The sequence below is a fragment of the Curtobacterium sp. MCLR17_045 genome (assembly GCF_003234405.1).
Classification (GTDB): Bacteria; Actinomycetota; Actinomycetes; order Actinomycetales; family Microbacteriaceae; genus Curtobacterium; species Curtobacterium flaccumfaciens.
On the sequence record NZ_QKTB01000003.1, the window covers coordinates 165,949 to 182,490 of the forward strand.

At 65.6% G+C, this 16,542-nt stretch carries 13 protein-coding genes; 6 read left to right on the top strand and 7 right to left on the bottom strand.

The genetic code is table 11. The features are described 5' to 3' along the window. Positions 1-343 precede the first annotated feature (343 nt). The 4 genes from DEJ05_RS04240 to DEJ05_RS04255 all read right to left on the bottom strand — a co-directional run bounded on the left by DEJ05_RS04240 (position 344) and on the right by DEJ05_RS04255 (position 6,575). Positions 344-1,249: a helix-turn-helix domain-containing protein gene (locus DEJ05_RS04240; RefSeq protein ID WP_111109821.1), complete on the bottom strand. Its 906-nt coding sequence runs from the start codon at positions 1,247-1,249 to the stop codon at positions 344-346. Between the two features lie 105 nt (positions 1,250-1,354). Continuing rightward, positions 1,355-4,075, bottom strand: coding sequence for a helix-turn-helix transcriptional regulator (locus tag DEJ05_RS04245; protein ID WP_181440649.1), 2,721 nt, complete (start codon positions 4,073-4,075; stop codon positions 1,355-1,357). Positions 4,076-4,980: 905 nt separating this feature from the next. After that, positions 4,981-5,721, bottom strand: a complete 741-nt coding sequence (locus tag DEJ05_RS04250; protein WP_111109823.1) for an SDR family NAD(P)-dependent oxidoreductase — start codon at positions 5,719-5,721, stop codon at positions 4,981-4,983. After that, positions 5,718-6,575 (bottom strand): SDR family NAD(P)-dependent oxidoreductase, encoded by an 858-nt coding sequence (locus DEJ05_RS04255; protein ID WP_220037002.1) that lies wholly within the window; start codon positions 6,573-6,575, stop codon positions 5,718-5,720. The genes DEJ05_RS04250 and DEJ05_RS04255 overlap by 4 nt, the downstream gene beginning before the upstream one ends. Before the next feature lie 62 nt (positions 6,576-6,637). Between DEJ05_RS04255 and DEJ05_RS04260 the strand changes: the two genes are divergently transcribed. After that, on the top strand, positions 6,638-7,288 hold the full coding sequence (locus DEJ05_RS04260) for a TetR family transcriptional regulator (RefSeq protein WP_181440650.1): 651 nt from the start codon (positions 6,638-6,640) through the stop codon (positions 7,286-7,288). 76 nt (positions 7,289-7,364) lie between these two features. Here DEJ05_RS04260 and DEJ05_RS04265 read toward each other — a convergent pair whose 3' ends face one another. Beyond that, positions 7,365-8,351, bottom strand: a complete 987-nt coding sequence (locus DEJ05_RS04265) for a C4-dicarboxylate transporter (RefSeq protein ID WP_111109826.1) — start codon at positions 8,349-8,351, stop codon at positions 7,365-7,367. Between the two features lie 122 nt (positions 8,352-8,473). Further along, positions 8,474-9,292, bottom strand: coding sequence for an alpha/beta fold hydrolase (locus DEJ05_RS04270; protein ID WP_111109827.1), 819 nt, complete (start codon positions 9,290-9,292; stop codon positions 8,474-8,476). Between the two features lie 225 nt (positions 9,293-9,517). On the opposite strand from DEJ05_RS04270, the gene DEJ05_RS04275 reads away from it, so the two are divergent. Together DEJ05_RS04275 and DEJ05_RS04280 are read left to right on the top strand one after the other, a co-directional pair. Then, positions 9,518-10,420 carry an NADP-dependent oxidoreductase gene (locus DEJ05_RS04275; RefSeq protein WP_111109828.1) on the top strand — a complete coding sequence of 301 codons (903 nt, stop codon included), beginning with the start codon at positions 9,518-9,520 and terminating at the stop codon, positions 10,418-10,420. Positions 10,421-10,614: 194 nt separating this feature from the next. Beyond that, positions 10,615-11,136 carry a hypothetical protein gene (locus DEJ05_RS04280; RefSeq protein WP_111109829.1) on the top strand — a complete coding sequence of 174 codons (522 nt, stop codon included), beginning with the start codon at positions 10,615-10,617 and terminating at the stop codon, positions 11,134-11,136. A gap of 145 nt (positions 11,137-11,281) precedes the next feature. Here DEJ05_RS04280 and DEJ05_RS04285 read toward each other — a convergent pair whose 3' ends face one another. Further along, positions 11,282-12,643 carry an MBL fold metallo-hydrolase gene (locus DEJ05_RS04285; RefSeq protein ID WP_146245013.1) on the bottom strand — a complete coding sequence of 454 codons (1,362 nt, stop codon included), beginning with the start codon at positions 12,641-12,643 and terminating at the stop codon, positions 11,282-11,284. A gap of 329 nt (positions 12,644-12,972) precedes the next feature. Between DEJ05_RS04285 and DEJ05_RS04290 the strand changes: the two genes are divergently transcribed. From DEJ05_RS04290 to DEJ05_RS04300, 3 genes are all read left to right on the top strand, one after another. Continuing rightward, positions 12,973-14,547 carry a sodium:proton antiporter gene (locus DEJ05_RS04290; protein WP_258376080.1) on the top strand — a complete coding sequence of 525 codons (1,575 nt, stop codon included), beginning with the start codon at positions 12,973-12,975 and terminating at the stop codon, positions 14,545-14,547. A gap of 115 nt (positions 14,548-14,662) precedes the next feature. Beyond that, a complete protein-coding gene (locus DEJ05_RS04295) occupies positions 14,663-15,541 on the top strand; it encodes an alpha/beta fold hydrolase (RefSeq protein WP_111109832.1) in 879 nt (292 codons plus the stop codon). Positions 15,542-15,608: 67 nt separating this feature from the next. Further along, positions 15,609-16,313, top strand: a complete 705-nt coding sequence (locus tag DEJ05_RS04300; protein ID WP_111109833.1) for an SDR family oxidoreductase — start codon at positions 15,609-15,611, stop codon at positions 16,311-16,313. Positions 16,314-16,542 lie beyond the last annotated feature (229 nt).

A 16,542-nucleotide genomic window follows, 5' to 3' on the forward strand; every position in this document is an offset into this window, starting at 1 on the left:
GTCGAGACGCCGGTGCTGTATCGGCCAAAGCGCCGTATTTGGGCACGTACGCGGCGATCTGATGCCTTCGTCCCTGTCGAGGATGCGCACAGCACAGGCTCATGGTATTCGCCTGGGTGGCGGGCCAGTGTTCCGCAAGCCGTGTGCTGGCGCGGGAGTTCAGTACTTTTAGACGGTTTAGCCGGCTCAGAAAAAGTTGCGGGTGCAACGGGGCGCGTACTCTCCGACGGGAAACACGCGAGCGCAAAGCGGCTTGTTTCAACCTGCGCTCGCAGCGATCCCAGGATCGGAAGCGAATGACGCCGGCCTAGGGCACGACGCCGCGTTCGCCGCCATGCCACGATCACGCTACGGAACGCTCCGGCGCGAGCACCGCAGATCCCGCCGCGGAACGCTCTGGCGCGAGCGCCGCATCCTGCTCGACCCTTGACACACGTTGCCGCAGAGCTTCGACTGCTGATGCAGCACGGCTCCCGGCTTGCGCATGAAACACCACAAGTACGTGCCCTTTCGTGCCTGGGACGACGAAGGTCTGGCAGGTCAACGAGACGGCGCCGAAGGGCGGAATCATCTGGTCAATCGGGCCGACGTAGTGAGGGCGCGCATCGTGCCGAGCCCACAGACGTCGAAAGTCGGGGTCATTGAGATAGAGCCGTCCGACAATCTCGTGAAGCCGTGGATCGTTGGGGTCCGATCCGTATCTGAGTGTGGCGACAGTCCGGATCGCGGTCTCTTCCCAGTACGGATCGGCGGCTCGCGCGGCGGGGGAGAAGACGAGCTGTGGGAGGTTCACTCCCGGCTCCAACGCACCCGGTGCCATTGCGCGAGCGAGATCGTTAGATAGCACCACGTCCTGGTTGCCGTCCATCAGATATGCGGGCGTGTGCTTCCACTGTGAGAAGAGCGCTCGCATGCTCATGTCCATGGCGGCGGGAAAGCCGTCGGAGTCTGAGGTTGGCCGCCCGTCGGACTGCAGCCGAACTAGCCGCGTCATGTACTCGACCGCAGCAGCATCGAGCTGGAGCGCCCTGCCGAGAGCTTGGAGCACTTGAGTAGAGGGCCGGGTGTCGTGCCCCTGCTCGAGGCGAAGGTAGTAGCCCGCGCTGACATCCGCGAGAAGCGCGACCTCGTCGCGGCGCAAGCCTGCAACTCGCCGCCGCGACACGATCGGCAGGCCGACGTCCTCGGGCGATACGAGCGCGCGACGCGCCCGTAGGTACTCACCAAGTGGAGTTCGAGATGCGTTCATTTTCGCGAGCCTTCCGCCTCCGCCGGGGGACCGGCACGAGAAGAGTCTCGCGAACACAACGACGCATGCGCATCGGCAAAACGACGCAGATCTCGCTGCGCGGCGCTACGAAGCGACGGCGCGAAGACCTGTAACGGAGGAGAGCTGGCCCCGGCGACTCACGCCGAGCTTTGTAAACGCATGGCGGAGATGCGATCCCACAGTCCGATGAGAAAGGTACATCTGATCAGCGATTTCCTTGTTGCTCAACCCCTGCGCTGCCAGCCGGGCGACCGCAAGCTCCTGGGATGTGAGGGTGTCGTCGGCCCGCAACTCGTTTGCGTCCGCCGAGGTGGCGGGGACGGCACGTATGCCGGCCGCGCGTAGCTCCTCACGTGCCCGGTCGGCCAGAATCACCAGGCCGAGGGCTTCGAACACGTCAAGTGCACCGCTCAGGTGCTCTCGAGCCTCGACGATGCGTCGCTCGCGGCGGAGCCACTCGCCGTACAGCAACCGGGTCCGCGCGACGTGGAGGCTGGCATCTGCCTGGTCACGGCCCGCCTCGATGCTCGCGCGGAAATACTGCTCAGCCAGGGGGCCATCCTCCATAAGCGCACGCACACGGTCGATGAGCACTTGCACGGATGGTGCTCTGGTGGCTTCAGCTACCGGTCGCGCCATCGCAAGCCAGCGAACGAGCAGGTCCGCCCTGCCAACTTGAACGGCGGATCCCGCGAGCTGGCCACCTGCCCACAACCCGACGGGCCCGTACTCCATGGCGCGGCCAAGTTCGTCGACAGCTCTTCCGTGATCGCCGGTGTTTGCGGCGACAATAGCCGCCGCCCACGCAGCGGTGGCAGCGACCCGAGCGAACGAGGGGGCACCGGGAAGCTCGGCGACCAGAGCGAGCGCCGTACGGGCATCCTCGTGCTCGCCTCGAAGCGCGCGTCCGCGGGCGAGTGCAGCGCCGGCCATGCCTGCAACGATTGGAAGGTTCAGGTCGGTAGCGAGACGCAGCGCCAGTTCCGCGTCCTCGATTCCAGCTTCGATTCGACCGCGATTCAGTCGGACGGTGCTGCGCCCACAGACCGCGGTCACCTCGTCACTCACTCTGCCGGTCGAGTGGAACAGGTCGACGCCCGTTGTCCAGCAGAGTTCAGCGAGCGCGAAGTTGTTCAGCTCTTCGGCGCAGAACGCCAAGCAATTGAGGAGAATCCCGTGGGTGTCGTCCACCTCGCCCCGGAACTGCGCGAGCGCGTCACTGCCGAAACCCTGTGACGGGTCGGCTAGAACCGACGCGACCTCACGCAGAGCTTCCGGCGCTTCGCTCGGCGTCGCGGCGACGGCTGCCGCGACGCGCGTGCGAAGGGCGGGGGGCTCTTGAAGGATGTAGCACTTCGCTGCGGCCCAGACGAGCACCTCCATTCGAGCGTCGGCATCCGTAAATGAAGCGGCGAGTTCCAGCAACTGTTCGGCGTTTCGGCCTTGGTAGACCGCGGTCATGCTGAGCACCCACTCGGTACGTGCGAACCTCAACTTGGTGGCCGGGGTCTGGTCGAGGGGTGCGGCTTCGGCTAGAAGATGACCGCAGAGGGTCGGGTTCCCGCCTTGACGCGCGGCCTCCGCCGCTTCGACGAGACGTCGGGCTCGATCCGAGGCTTGCGGCGACAGCTCCGCCGCTCGGCGCCAAGCGGCAATCGCTTCGCGTTTCGCGCCCTGGCGAGAAGCCGAAGCGGCTGCTGCGTCAAGCTCAGCTGCTACCTCCTCGTCCCACCCGACCGTTGCGGCCGCTCGGTGTCGGGTGCGCCGAGCCTGATCAGTGGCGGCCTCGGCCAGCGTTCGATGCACGTCCGCTCGGGTGGCGAAGTCCGCGGCCTCGTACAGCGCGGAAGCGATGAGGGGGTGTCGGAAGATGAACCTGTTGCCGCTAAGTCGCACGAGCCTTGCGCGTTCGGCTGCGGCGAGGTCATCGAGTTCCATGCCGGCCAGTTGAATCGCCGAGAGCACCTCAGCGGCTGGCGCGTCGTCACCGGCTGCTGCGAACAGCATTGCTCGCTGCGTTATGACGGGCAGTTGGCGGGCTTCGGCGAGAAAGACCTGTTCGATCCGCGCCGTCACCGGAACGGGGTCGTCGAACTCCGCGGCGGTCGCGTGTTGATCCGACAGCTCGAGGAGTGCGAGCGGGTTACCCAGCGACTGCCGGAGGATCCTCGCTTGAACGGTCGGGTTCAGCGACGGTGCCTGCGCATCGAGCAGCGTAGAAGCTTCCTCCGCATCAAGCGGTGGCAGCGTCACGACCTTACGGAACCCATCTTCGCGGCCCGCGCCCTCAGCAACGGGACGGGTGGTGGCGAGGACGAATGCACGCGTTCCAGTTAAGCGGTGCGGCAGGAGGGAAATGATGTCCGCACTGGACGGATCCAACCAGTGCATGTCCTCGATGAGGATGAGGAGGGGGCCTGCCTGAGCCGCCTCTTCGATAAGCCCGAGAACGGCGAGCCCGAGCAGCAGCTGATCGACGCCTTCTCCTTGCTCGATCCCGAGGACAACATTCAGAGCCGAACGCTGTCTCGGGGGCAACGCTGCAACGCCGCCAAGTATCGGGCGGAGTAGCTCGTGGAGGCCACCGAAACCGGTAAGCGACCCAGATCGCACGCCCGAGCAGCTCAGAACGCGGTAGCTCGCAGCCTCGGCCAGTCGCATCGCCGTCTGCGCCAGGGCGGTTTTCCCGATACCTGCTTCGCCTACGAGGAGGACTCCGCTTCCCTCGCTGTTGGCGGCGGCGCCGAGCTGCCGTTCCAGGAGGGCGACCGTCTCGTCGCGCCCGATCAATAAGCCGGAAGCCATATGTCGATGATACTGGCTCACGTCCCAACGAAGCGAGGTGGCTTGGCTGCCCATAAGCACGCGAAGGGCCGCTGCAATAAACTGGTGTTTCAGCTCAGTTCGAGCCTGCGCTCTCTTGCTGTACTTGACTTTCGTTGCGCTCCGGCGGGTTGCTAGCACTGGACGGCAGGGGGCTTCGCCGCGGCTACCCCTGGCGTGGGTATAACCGTCCCAGGGACACGCTCGTTGCCCGGAGTGCCGCTTAGCGTCAGGGAACTGCCGCACTTTCAGTGGCAGAACCGGAGGAGTCGCCGTGCGGAACACCTTTGCCCCTTTGCCGGCTACTGCGCACATCGCCGATGCTGCGCCGAGGCCGCTACTTCCCCATCTGACCACGTCAGGTCAGGCCGGCCCGCGGCCGCGATGGCCAGGCACCCTCGTCGGCGAAGGAGGCGTGCGATGACCAGGTACGCGCCGAGGTTGCTCCAGGACGACCCACGGGAGTGGCGACGTCGCGGTCTGCGATCGCCTGCTGAGATCGCAGCGCTTGTTCAGCGACGACTCATCCCACATGAGCCCTGCTACGGCGACTTCTTCGTTGCGCCCACGGAGCACCGTATTCGCCACCAGGGCAACGATCTCAGTACCGCGGATCCGTGGTGACCGTTAGCCCCCATCCGAATGGCGGTCCGACCGGACGAGGATCGTCGGCAGCTACGCATGCATATCCGCTGGTAGAGGCATCGTCCGTCCGACGGCTGCTGGACGAAGCGAAGCAGCTCGCACCGCGAACGATTGACAATGTGCAACCTGTCCAGGGACGGACCGCAGGGGATTGCGAGCGTCGAGGCTCCCCGCGATAGCTGCGACAGCAAAGAGCGGACTGGCGTCGGATACCAGTCCGCTCTTGCACAGCGCGGGGTCGCCTAAGCGAGGAAGCCGCCGTCGACTGCGAGGTGGGCGCCGGTCACGTATGACGCGGCGTCCGAGAGCAGGAATGCCACCGCCGTGGCAATCTCGTCCGGCCGCCCAACGCGCTGGGCGGGGATCGTCGCGGCGATTCCTGCCGCGTCGGCGTCCAGCATCGGGGTGTCAATGACGCCGGGCTGTAGTTCGTTGATTCGGATCCCTCGAGCCGCCCAATCTCGTGCGGCAGAGCGTGTGACGCCGCGGATCCCGTGCTTGCTCGCGGAGTAGGCGGCACGCGTCGGGAGACCTCGATCGGCGAAGACGCTGGAGACGTTCACGATTGCGCCCCCTCCCGAATCGGCGATACGTGGAAGCTCGGCCCGCATCGAGTAGAAAATCGACGACAGGTTCACACGGATGGTGTCGTCCCAGGCGGCGAGCGGAAGGTCAGGAAGGTCGGCGCTCTCCGAGGCGATCCCCGCGTTGTTGACGCCGTAATGAAGGATCCCGAACTCGTCGACGGTCCTGCTCACGGCGTCGTCGATCTCCGCAGCATTGGCTACGTCCGCTGCGACTACGAGCGCGCGACCGCCGTCGCGGCGCACCAGCTCGGCAATGCGTTCCAGCGGGTCGCTGCGACGACCAACGAGCGCTACTGCTGCGCCCCGCTGTGCGAGAAGGAGGGCCGTGGCGGCGCCCATTCCGGTTCCGGCGCCGGTGACGAGCGCAACCTTGCCGTCGAACTCGTGCGAGCTCATTTCGTGTTCGCGAAGTCGACGGAACGCCCGACGCCTGCCCACTGGCGGTCCTCGGCTGCGGTTGCCTCAAGGGTCTTCGCCATGTAGTCGACGGCGTCGCTGCCGAGCAGCAGGTGAAGCGGAGGGGCGGGATGTTCGGCGATCTCGACGAAGACCCGAGCAACGGCCTTGGGATCGATCGGCTGGCTGCCGGAGCTTTCACGCGTTCGGCGGGCCATCGCTCCGACTGTCGCGTCGTACGCAGGGTCAAACGTCGCGACGTTCATTGAGTCGCCGGCCCAGTCGGTTCGCATCGAGCCGGGCTCCGCGAGGATGACGCGGATGCCGAGCGGGGATACCTCTTGGTGAAGCACGCTGGAGAAGCCTTCTACAGCGAACTTCGCGGCCTGGTACGCCCCGAGTCCGGGAGCGGTGAGTCGCCCTCCCACCGAGGTGACCTGGATGAACAGGCCGCTGCCCTGGTTGCGGAACACCGGCAACGCTGCCTGCGTCACGTGCACCGTGCCGTAGAACACGGCGTCCACCTGTGCGCGGAAGGAGCTGAGGTCGGTGTTCTCGATCGGAGCGATGTCGGCGTAGCCGGCATTGTTCACGACGACGTCAAGGCGACCGAAGGTCTCGACGGCGGCGGCGACGACCGACTCGGCTTGCGCGGGGTCCGTCACGTCCAGCGTGAGCGGCAGGATCCGCTCGCCGTATGTCGCACGGAGATCCTCGAGGGTCTTGGTGTTCCGTGCGGTCGCAACGACTGAGTTGCCGGCGGTGAGGGCGGCTTCGACGATGTCTCGCCCGAGCCCTCGAGAGCTACCGGTGACGAGCCAAACTTGTTCTGACATGAGATCTCCTTGGGTCAAGCCTCACCTTACGCAAGGCGTTTGCGTTATGCAACGCAAGCTGGTTGCGTTACTATTCCCGCGTGAGTGAGACCTTCCTGCGCGCCCGTTCCGCCGCTGCCAAAGAGCAGCGGCGTCAGGATCTGCTGGGGTCGGCCCGTGAGCAGGCCGCCGCTCGCGGTGTTCGCGGCCTGACGTTGACTTCCATCGCCGACCGTGCTGGCGTGCACATCTCAGCGGTTCGTCGGTACTTCAGCTCTCGGGAGGAGATCCTCCTGGTGCTTGCTGCCGAGCAGTGGACCGCGTTCGCCGACGAAGTCGAGGCGATCCTTCGGAATGGAACGATTGACGACGTTGCCGAGGTGCTGGTCAACGCGATGCTGCGCCAGCCGCTGTTCTGCGACTTGCTCGCTCACGCCGCCATCGATCTCGAACGGGCAGTGAACGGGGACGTCGTCGCCGTGTACAAGATTGCAGCTGTAGACGCTGTTGAGCGCGCCGGTATGTGCCTCGAACGATCGCTGGATGCCTTGCCGTCCGGCCTCGGACGGGAAGCGATCGCCGACATCACAGCTCTCGGGGCTGTGCTGTGGCAGTATGCGAATCCCTCGCCAGAGCTGGCGGCTTTGTACGAACGTGATAGTCGGTTGGCGACGGCGCATATCGAACTCGCCCCGCGACTACTTCGGGCGACGACCGCGCTCCTCGGAGGCTTTGTGGCGCGGGACCGATGAGTCGCAACCTCTGCCTCATGGCTTGCGGTGACGTGGGGACCGGTGTGCCCGCAATCCCAAACCGTCCGTCCTCCGCCTAGCTGACTACGCGACCCGGGATCGACGGCCGTGGTTGAGTTTGCCGCTCCCGAAGAAGCGCCACTGAACGGGTCGCGATAGCTGCAACGAGCAGCGTCGCGAGTGCGACGGCGAGCCACGCAGCCGCCGTCGAGACCCACCCGGCATCAGCCGACGTCAACATTCGAACGCCGTAGGTCGCGCTCGCGCCAGCGGTGAAGGTCATCGCCCAGAACCCGATAGCGAAGCCACTGGCCAGGTACCGGCGGATGAGGAACAAGTGGGGGAGGAGGAACGCAACCATCGCTCCGGTGAGCACCGTATGGACGACCGACGGCGCTCCGTCAGAAATCGCCCACCAGGCGTTCCCTGCGACCGCTGGAGGTGCAGAGAGGATGGCCAGCGTGGGCAGGAGCGGTGCTGGGATGGAGGGGCCCGTGATAAGGCGAGCCAGAAGCACGCTGCCCACAAACAGCCAGAACATGATGCCGACGGCGAAGTACCCCATCGCAAGCGTTCGATAGCCGATCGTGGCTAGGGCCTGGGCCGCGAGCAGTGAGCCCGCGACCGTCGGGAGTAGGTATCCGCCGTGCAAGGTGGCCAGGTCGCGAGGTGTCACGAGCAACGTGGTCAGGAACCAAGCGCCGAAGATCGTGGTGAGCGCGAGCATCACCCAGACGCCGATCTCCCCGACTGTCGGCAGAGTGGCCGACAAGTGCGCGAAAAGCAGTGATCCGATGACCGGAACGAGACCGGCGAAGGGGCCGAGCACCGGGTGGCGGAGGTCCGACCGGATTGCGGCCAATCCGCCCGGGCGATTGAGGTATCGGACGATGGTGATGATCCACGCGGCAGCGGCGATAACCCAAATGGATTCACCGACCGCGGCTGGCGAGCCGAGCTGCGTCGTTGCCGCGGTCCAGGTGCCGGCGATACCAGCGGTGCCGAATGCGATGCCGAACGTGTTGAGGGGCAGGCGCGGTCTTGCCGCGGTGTTCGTGCTCATGGGAGCCCTCCTGATATGACGTCGAAGCGGATTGCGCCAGAAGCACGTTCAGGCGTTCTGGGTGGTGGGGAAGCGCGGAAGGCGCGACCCGTGGGCCGCGCCTTCCCGTGCACCGGAGTGTCTTAGCCCTTGATCCAGGCGAGGACGTCCTGCTGCAGGACCTTGCGGTAGTCGCCGTGGATGCCGTGCGGGGCACCCGGGTACGTCTTGAGCGTGCCGTCCTGGACCAGTTCGATTGCCTTGCGGGCGGCGTCGTCGATCGGGACGATCTGGTCGTCCTCGCCGTGGTTGATGAGGATCGGGACGGTGAGGGACTTGAGGTCCTCGGTCTGGTCGGTCTCCGAGAACGCCTTGACGCAGTCGTACGCGGCGGACAGGTTCACGAGCTGGCCCTGGCGCCAGAAGTCGAGCTTCGCGCCGTACGAGACATCTCGGCCGTGGTTCGCGCTGAAGAAGGACTCGGACAGGTCGAGCCAGAACTGCGATGCGTCCTCGAGCACGCCGGCGCGGATGCCATCGAAGACCTCCATCGGCGACCCCTCGGGGTTGCTGTCGCTCTTGACCATGATCGGCGGAATGGCGCCAGCGGTGACGACCTTCGCGACGCGGCCGTTCGCGTACTTGGCGGCGTACCGGACGACCTCGCCGCCGCCGGTGGAGTGCCCGAAAACGATGACGTCGTGCAAGTCGAGGTGCTCGATGAGCGCCGCCAGGTCCTTCGCGTACTGGTCGATGGTGTGACCGACAGCGGTCTTCTCCGAGCGGCCGTGGCCACGGCGGTCGTGGGCGATGGTGCGGTAGCCGTTCTCGCTGAAGAACTTCAGCTCCGGCTGCCAGGCATCCGAGCTGAGCGGCCAGCCGTGCGCGAAGACAATGGGCTGTCCCTCGCCCTGCTCGGTGTAGTACATCTCGATGCCGTCGGGAGTGTTGAACGTGGGCATTGCAGGCTCCTTGCGTCGTGGTCTAAGCCGCGACGTCGGGTCGGCGGCAAAACTGACGCTACGAGGCAGCGTGGCAACGGGCGTGTCCCCATCGGGGGCACCATGAACGTCCCGCTCGACGTCATGCTGAGTCGCGCGACGTGCCCCGTAATGCAGACCGCGATCTGCGCGCGCGAGGAAGCGTAGGGCAAACCGCAACGGCAACCGATTACAGATGGAGCATCCATGTCGAACGCAATTGTCATCACGGAATTTGGCGGCCCGGAAGTCCTGCAGTGGCGTGAGGTGCAGGCACCAGAACCGGGGCGGGGTGAGGTGCGTATCCGAGTAAAGGCCGCGGCCGTGGGCCCAACGGACCTTCGGATCCGCGCCGGCGAACTCACTGCGGTCTTCCCGCAACGTGCCGGAGACGTGCTGGGCTTCGAGGCTGCCGGAGTCATCGACGCCGTCGGCGAAGGTGCCGACGCGCAGGTCGGCGACGAGGTTGCCGCACTCTTGCCCGCGCAGGGCGGTTACGGCGAGCTGGTCACAACGCCCGTTTGGTATCCGAAGCCCGCCTCGGTCAGTTGGGAATCGGCGGCTGCGCTGCCTGCCTCGGCGGACGCAGCGGTGGGGACCCTCCGTCAAGTTGGAGCGGTAGAGGGTGAGACTCTTGTCGTGCTCGGCGCTGTCGGTGCCGTCGGTGCCATCGTCACTCAACTGGCACGAGCGCAAGGCATCCGCGTGATCGGGGCGGCCAAAAGGCAGGACGCAGATCTCGTCCGCGAACTTGGTGGCGAGTTCGTCGCATACGGCGACGGGGTCTTCGATCGCGTTGACACGCGTGTGGACGCCGTCATCGCCGCTGCTGGTCACGGCGGGCTCCTGGCCGCAGTAGCGGCGACCGGCGACCCCCGCAGAGTGGTGACGCTCACCGGGGGTCCCGATGTTGCGTCGTCAGGGGCGCTCCTGTCTCATCCGAGCCCTGACCGCGCTCCAGACGCCATGGCGACCACGATGCCGTTGCTCGCCTCAGGAGAGCTTCGCCTCAAGCGGAGCCGCGTGTTGCCCATCAAGGATGCAGCTGAAGCGCATCGCCTTCTGGAGTCGGGCGAGACCCACGACAAGATCGTGCTCGCGTTCGAGTAGCCAGCCGACGCGCTGCTCCGATGTTGTCATCCGATGGTGCTGGCGAGTCCGGGCACGTCAGTGACAGGTCGGAGCGGCGGTGGGTGGCCGGTTGACCAGCTGCAAAGCGGGGCGTCCGGTGCGCCCTGACCCCGTTCCCGGATACCCCGCGCAGGGACACGATAGAAGCCCAACGGCGGACGTACCGTCCCGGCATGCACTCCCACATCACCGAGTACCTTACGGATCGGTTTTCGGTTCCATTGGCCGCGAACTTCCATGACGTCGTCGCGGCGTTCGAGGACGCCGTACCGGCGTTTGATCAAGCTGGCCTCGTCGCGGAAATTCAACGACACAGCGACTGGGACACTGTGGAAACCTGGACGATGCGAAACGCGCCACATGGGTTCCTGCGCTACTGGCGATTGGAGCCCACCACCTTGATGGCTATCTCCGGAGGTACTTCTTCCTGTGTCTCGTATCTCTTCGGCAACCATGTCTTTGCTCAACGCATGTATCGGTACGACCCGAGAGTGATGGCACTGACGCCGCTGCGGTGCACGATCTCGCAGAAGGTGGGTGAGCCCGTGTTGCTGACCTCGGACGTTCCCAGCTCCGCTCTGGGCTCGTTCGGGGACGGAAGAATCACGGCGATCGGGCACTTCCTCGACCAGGAACTTGCTGCGCTGTTGCGTCTGCTTGGTGCGTCGGTCCCGGAAGTGCTGGCACCGAGTTGAGGGCTAGTTAACGAACGCCTCATGTCGCTCTAGCCGCCGTGCGTCGTTAGGAGTGAAGATCGCCCGCCGACCGCGAAGCAGCGGCGCCGGCTCTGAGCCTGGTCTTGACTGAATTGAACTATGGGCGGGCAGGGCCCCGTCTTGGTCAGGATGGCTCGGCGTCTTTGCCCAGCGGATCGATGGCCGGCGGAAGTAGATCTGGGAAGTCCGCCTCGACGAGAGCGTGGTCGTCTCCGATGAATTGCGCGACCGCCGAGGCGTGCAGCGTCGCGGCGTTTCCGAGTTCCGGAAACCGCCGCTGCATGGACGCGACGAGCGCTTCCGCGCTCACACTCTCAGCCGCAGCGTGTTCGAAGAACTCAAGGTAGTTCCTCACGAACGCAATCTGAAGCGGCGCGGCGTCCGTCACCGCCAGGGGATCCCGGTGGCCCGCGATGGCCCAGGAGCTTCGAAGCGCTTCGATGATGTCCATTGCCTTGCTCCAGGAGGCGCGTTCGCGAGGTTTCGTGTTCACCAGCCAGGGGTGAACGCCGTTGTAGAGCAAGTCTCCGCTGATCACGGTGTCGAGGTCTCGCACCGAGACGACGCTCGTCGGCCTCCCCGCGATCGTTCCCACGTCGAAGAGCTGGATGGTGTGCCCCTCCAAGCTCATTGCTGCGGGACCCACTCCGATCGGAGCAGTGAGAGTGTTCGGGAGCTGAGATGGGAAGAGTGTTCGCCAACGATTGACGAATTCGGGTGCTACTTGGCGCCGCGCGTATTCGGCGACGCCGGGAGTGGCCAGTGCGACTGCGTCGGGAAACGCTTGCAGCACGGACGACAACCCGTAGAAGTGGTCGGCCTGCCCCTGCGTCACGATCACGGTGGTGAGGCGCCTCTTGGTGCCGCGGACCCAATCAATGAGACTGTCTGCCTCTGCACTTGTCATCAGCGCATCGACGAGGATCGCATCGCGTTCGCCGCTGATCAGCGTGGCCGTGGTGGCGGACCAGGTCGCTCGGCTCCCACTGAGGTCGGTTCGAGTGATCGGCGTGTAGGCCCCGATAACGACGTCGATTCGCAGCGGCGCAAGCGGTACGCCGCCAGCGGCCTCCAGCCTCTTGGCGAAATGCGACTCGAGACGTTCGCGTCGACGAGCATCTCCCGAAGCCGCGACAAACTCCGCGGACCAGGTGACTAGTGAGCCGTCGCCGTCCTGCGAAACCCGGACCGCTACATCAACGTCCTGGGCGGCCGAGCCTCCTGCGCGGCGTGCCCGGTAGCGCAGCAGCCCGGGGGACTTGTTGAGGAGTTCTTCGACGACTCCGAGGTCCTGTTCGTAGGTGCGGAGGTAACTCGACTTGCCAGACCGCAGCACCGTCCGTTCCACCGTGTCAGATCCGAAGGGCAGGTTGTCGAACGCTTCGAAGCGCTGCCACACGTCGTGCGGAGCAGCTCTGAATCGTGCTGCGGCGCCCGCGTGCGCGCGTCTGGTCGTCGGCATCGGATCCCTGACCTTCCATGGCACGGACCCAATTGACCCGCTCGCCACGACGGTAGGAGTGTCAACGGCGCCACGAGTGTCCCAAGTGGGGACACGCTCCGGAGGATGACTGGGTGCTCCACTGAGCGTCAGTTGTCCGGGGCTCCTCCATCGCAGCGGTCGTTACACGATCGTTTCGGCGCAGCAGACCCGGCACCGGTTTCACTGCCGAAGGAGACAACGATGAGGTGGCGGCACCATGAGCGCAGGCGAGTGTCGACGGCGCGGCGAAGTCCGTGCTGCCCGGCGAAAGCAGGGACGAAGCCGCCCCCTTTCATGACCTTTCAACGCTTCAACCGTTGCGGAGCATGCGCATGAGTGTCAACGAGATGCTCGCGTGGGTGGTGGCCTTCCTCATCGTGACGGTAGCCGTGTCCGCGGCTGCACGCCGGGCGGGTGGCTCGGCACCCGTCGCGTTGGTGGCGATCGGCGTTGCCGTGTCGTACGTTCCAGGAGTCCCGCGGGTCGACGTGGAACCGGACTTTGTGCTCTCCGTTCTGTTGCCGCCTCTGCTCTTCGCCGCTGCCTTGCAGACATCCCTCGCCGACGTTCGAGCCCGCCGGCAGTCGCTGATCTTGCTCTCGGTTGGACTCGTAGCGTTCACAACCGTCGTCGTGGGACTCACCACATGGGTGCTCGTGCCTACGCTGTCGCTTGCTGCCGCCTTCGCATTCGGCGCAGTGGTTGCCCCCACGGATGCCGTGGCAGTCAGCGCGGTGACGCGGCGAACCCCGCTTCCGCGGATTCTGGGGTCAGTCCTCGAGGGCGAAAGTTTGCTCAACGACGCGACGGCGCTCGTTGCGCTGAACACCGCAGTTCTAGCAATCGTGAGCACGTTCGACCCGGCACGGGCGGCTGGCGAGTTCGTGCTCGCCGTGGTTGGAGGCATCGGCATCGGGCTGTTAGTCGCGTTCGCCATGGGTCTGTTGCGTCGCAAGATCGCCGCGCCAGTGCTCGACACCAGCCTGTCTCTTGTAACGCCGTACGTGGCGTTCCTTCTTGCGCACTCGATCGGCGCGTCCGGTCCCCTTGCCGTGGTCGTGACTGGCCTGTTCCTGGGCTACCGATCGCCGGTCGTGCAATCAGCAGAGGCAAGGCTTGCGGAGTCGCTCAACTGGCGGACGATTCAGTTCCTCCTCGAGAATGCCGTGTTCCTGCTTATTGGTCTCAGTCTGCCCGCCATCCTGCGCGGAGCACTCGAGTCGGGCGTTCCTCTCGGTCAAGCGGTGCTCATCGTGGTGGTGGTCTTCGTGACGCTGGTCGTAGCTCGACTCGCGTGGAGCCTCGGAATCACCGCGATCTACCGTTGGGGTCCTCCTGCTATGCGACGGCGGAGCTGGCAATGGCGGCTGAACTTACCGGTCACCGTCGCCGGTGTGCGAGGTGTGGTGACGCTCGCGGCTGTTTTCCTGCTGCCGGAGGAAACGCCGCATCGAGCGTTCCTCCAGTTCCTTGCGTTTGCCGTAGTCGTTGGCTCTCTCCTGTTGGGCTTGAGCTTGCCCTGGGTGATGCGTCAGGTTGCTCTGCCGCCACCGGATCTGGCTCAAGAGCAGATGGAGACACAACTGCTGTTGGCTGAGGCACGTTCGGCAAGCCTCCGTCTCGTCGACACAATCGAACCTGACGAGTACGAAGATCGTGTCCGCGAACGCGTCAGAGTCGACGCGGCGCTGCTCGGCGAGACGCTCATCGGCGATGAAGGACGGCGAGCGGATCGGACCGAGGCGTACGCGGAGCTGCGCATGCGAGCTATCGCTGAAGAACGAAGGGCCGTGCTCCGAGCGCGGATGGAGGGCCGATACGCGGAGGCCGCTGTCCGAGCCGTCTTGACGGTCTTGGACATTGAGGAAGCCGCAGTCAGCGCGACCTTGCCCGACCGGTTCCGATGAGGTGCCGCCCAACGAAGGAGCGTGCTCCTGTTGGGAGCACGCTACGACCGCGCCGGCTTCCTACGCTCGGCAACGAGGCCGGCTATCGGAGCCGATTCGCTAAGGAGATCGAGCAATGACAAACACGGAACAAGCAGTGGGTACCACCGCCGTCGACGCGTCCACGCAGACCGTCGAGGCTTCGAACGGCGTCGCATACGCGTATCGCCGCTTCGGTACCAGCAGCGACGGCGTGCCCGTCGTCTTCCTTCAGCACTTCCGCGGGAACCTGGACAACTGGGATCCCGCGCTCGTCGATGGCATCGCGTCCGAGCGCGAGGTCATCCTCGTCGACAACGTAGGTGTCGGCGCTTCCACCGGGCGGGTTCCGTCGACGGTGGCGGAGATGGCCCGCGACGCGCTCGCGTTCACCGACGCGCTCGGCCTCCGGAGCTTCGACCTCTTCGGATTCTCACTCGGCGGCTTCGTTGCGCAGGAACTGGCGCTTCTGCGGCCATGGGCTGTGCGCAACCTCGTGCTCGCCGGAACCGGCCCCAAGGGCGCGCCCGCGATGCACGGGTGGCGAGAGGACATCGAGCGCGAGTCCCGGCACGACGTTCCGACGCCAGCGAACCTGCTCTACATCTTCTTCGCCCACAGCGACTCCAGCCGAGCGCTCGGTGTCGAGTTCCTCCAGCGCATCAGCGCCCGCACCGAAGGCCGCGACGCTCCCACGACGCCCGCTGTTCGGGACGCACAGTACGACGCCGTCCTCGAATGGGGCATCCCCAGCATCGCGGCGCTGGAGAGACTCACTGCCATCCGACAGCCCACACTCGTGCTCCAGGGTGACGACGACCTGATGATCCGCACTCCCGGCAGCCACACCCTCGCCGGTCTCATCCCGAACGCTCGCCTGCACATCTTCCCCGACGCCGCACACGCGTCGATTTTCCAATACCCGCAGGAGGCAGCCGCGCTCGTCCGCGAGTTCCTCAGCACCACCCAGGCCTGATGATGACGAAGCTAATGAAGGCGACCCCCGACGTGAGTCGTCATGACCTCGACGACAGGACCCGACGGTGACCGCGATCGCGGGCGCTGTGGTGCTCATCACCGGCGCTAACGGCGGCCTCGGCTCCGAGTTCGTGCGACAAGCAGTGGAGCGTGGCGCATCGAAGGTCTACGCGGCGGCACGCACGCCGCGCGAATGGGGCGACGCTCACGTCACACCTCTGCAGCTCGACGTGACCGATGCCAGTTCAGTGCGCGCGGCAGCCGCAATCGCGGGCGACACCACCATCGTCATCAACAATGCCGGAACCATCCGTGCCGGCTCGCTCGTGGACGGCGACCTCGACGGTGTCCGCGATCAAATGGAGACCAACTTCTTCGGACCGTTGCTCGTCACCCGCGCGTTCGCCTCGTCGCTGCGGCAGGCGCGCGGAGCTGTCATCAACGTGGCCTCAGTCCTCAGTTGGCTGGCACACGGGAACGGATACAGCGCCTCGAAGGCCGCGCTCTGGTCGGCGACCGACTCGATGCGGCTGTCGTTCGCACCCGATCAGGTTCAAGTGCTCGGCGCTTACCTGGGCTACACGGACACCCCAATGACGCCAGGCGACATGCCGAAGAACAACCCAGCCGACGTCGTGCACGCAATCTATGACGGCCTCGAAAGCGACGCGCATGAGGTCCTCGCGGACGAGGTGACCCGGGCCACACGGCAGTCATTGAACGCGCCCGTACACGAGCGCTACGGCGCACTCTCGCAGCCGCGCGACTGACCGCGCTGGTCGGCCTCTGGCAGGTTTGGAGGCCGACCAGGGGCGAGGCAGGCGCCGCGTCCGCGCCGCTGGGTGCCGCCGGCCGGCGTCCGGTACCCGACCCGCTACCGGACGTTCAGCACGGTGGTCCTGCTCGAACTTTGGATCACCAGAGCAGCAGTCGCCCAGCAACGAATCCCGAACCAGCGACCGCGATCCAAGTCGCCCGCCAGTCGGTCTCTGGCGACAG